Annotated in this window: 3 protein-coding genes and 1 pseudogene; 1 reads left to right on the forward strand and 3 read right to left on the reverse strand. The window is 68.1% G+C overall.

The window, feature by feature from the left end; genetic code table 11:
- Window positions 1-352: pseudogene (locus I5I_RS07755) on the forward strand (ParA family protein); the annotation flags it as partial.
- A 90-nt stretch (window positions 353-442) separates the two neighbouring features.
- Here I5I_RS07755 and I5I_RS07760 read toward each other — a convergent pair.
- The 3 genes from I5I_RS07760 to I5I_RS17930 form a co-directional block, all read right to left on the reverse strand.
- Window positions 443-988 carry a MerR family transcriptional regulator gene (locus I5I_RS07760; RefSeq protein ID WP_036286573.1) on the reverse strand — a complete coding sequence of 182 codons (546 nt, stop codon included), beginning with the start codon at window positions 986-988 and terminating at the stop codon, window positions 443-445.
- Between the two features lie 241 nt (window positions 989-1229).
- The gene (locus I5I_RS07765) at window positions 1230-1607 is read right to left on the reverse strand and encodes a MerR family transcriptional regulator (protein WP_036318245.1); all 378 of its coding nucleotides are present in this window, start codon (window positions 1605-1607) and stop codon (window positions 1230-1232) included.
- A complete protein-coding gene (locus tag I5I_RS17930; protein ID WP_374699905.1) occupies window positions 1604-1756 on the reverse strand; it encodes a hypothetical protein in 153 nt (50 codons plus the stop codon). The genes I5I_RS07765 and I5I_RS17930 overlap by 4 nt, the downstream gene beginning before the upstream one ends.
- Window positions 1757-1767 lie beyond the last annotated feature (11 nt).

The raw sequence follows: 1767 nt of genomic DNA on the forward strand, positions 1-1767 counted from the left end.
CGAACCGGGACTGTTCTCGGTCGCCGCCGCCGACCGCGCGTTGCGGGCGATCGAGGAGATCCGCCGTGGCCTGTCTCCCCGACTGCAGCCGCTCGGGATCGTCGTGAATCGCGTGCGCCCGCAGTCGATCGAGCACCAGTTCCGCATCAAGGAGCTGCGCGACATGTTCGGCCCGCTCGTCCTGTCGCCACAGCTTCCCGAGCGCACGTCGCTGCAGCAGGCGCAGGGGGCGGCGAAGCCGCTGCACATCTGGCCGGGCGACTCGGCTCAGGAGCTGGCCGGCGACTTCGACGCACTGCTGGACCGCGTCATGCGCACCGGTCGGATCACCGCGGGCGAGCAGCGGGCCTGACCTTTTCCGTCACACAGCGGTCGGTCGTCGATCGGGCGCCGAAGACGCGAGTCGACAAGCAGCGCGTTGGACTGCGGCGCCGTTGCCTTCTCAGGCGGACTTGACGGCGCGACGAGCGGCGAGTTCGTCGACGGGGTCCGGAGCCTGCGGATCGAAGTCGAGCAAGGTCGATTCGACCTCGTGCAGCACTTTGCCGACGGCGATACCGAACACGCCCTGTCCTCGACTGACGAGGTCGATGACTTCGTCGTTCGAGGTGCAGAGATAGACGGACGCGCCGTCGCTCATCAGCGTGGTGCCGGCGAGATCGCGGATGCCGGCGGCACGAAGCTGCTCGACCGCCGTGCGGATCTGCTGCAGGGAGATGCCGGTATCGAGAAGCCGCTTCACCAGTTTGAGCACGAGGATGTCGCGGAAGCCGTAGAGACGCTGCGATCCCGAACCGCTGGCGCCGCGGACGGTGGGCTGGACGAGTTCGGTACGCGCCCAGTAGTCGAGCTGACGATAGGTGATGCCGGCTGCGCGTGCAGCGACGGCGCCGCGGTACCCGACCTCGTCATCCATCTGCGGCAGACCGTCCGTGAACAGCAGCTCGGTGGCGAAGCGGACCTCATCAGGCGCATCGTGCGCGGTCATGCTCGCCTCCATGTGGACAGTGCGTCGTTTCCTCCACGGTAGATCAGCCGAGTGCCTGCGGCAACGACATCCGCATCCCGACGCTCGGCGTGTCGCGCCGCCGTCACGGCGCGATGCGGTCCAGCGCCGCGTGCGCGAACGACGAGTACGAGGCATTGAGCGCCGACCGTCGTGAAACCGGGGATCTGCGCCGCTCGCGCTACATGTGGTCGGTACTTCCGGAACGCGTCGAACCGGAGGACTAGACCGTTCCTGCTTCCGAGACGCCTCCGCGGAAGTGGGCGATCTTGTCGTCCATGACCGCGATCGCGCGAGACAGCACGCGCCGGCGCTCTTCGAGGGCGGCACGCCGCTCCCGGAGGAAGTCCACGGGGTTCACCGCCCCGCGCGAGCCGTGCAGCAGATCGGCGAACGTGCGCAGGTCGTCGATGCCGAGTCCGGCATCCTTCATGCACGTGACCACGCCGATCCACGCGAGATCGCCGTCGCTGAAGACCCGATGATTGCGATGATCGCGCTCGAGCGGGCCGATGATCCCCTCGTCCTCGTAGTAGCGGAGGGTGTCGGCCGAAAGGCCGCTCGCCGCGACGGCCTCGCCCATCGTGAGCATCGTGGTCATTGCGCATCCCTTCCGTCGAGCACGGCGCGCGCCTCGGCATCCAACGGCAGGGCGAGCGCATCCATCGCCTCATCCAACTGTGCGATGTCAGAGACCCCCACGATGGGCGTGACCGCCGGCGTGCCGCCGATCAGCCACGCGAGCACCACCTGGTTGCGCG

The organism is Microbacterium sp. B24 (assembly GCF_000333415.1).
GTDB lineage: Bacteria > Actinomycetota > Actinomycetes > Actinomycetales > Microbacteriaceae > Microbacterium.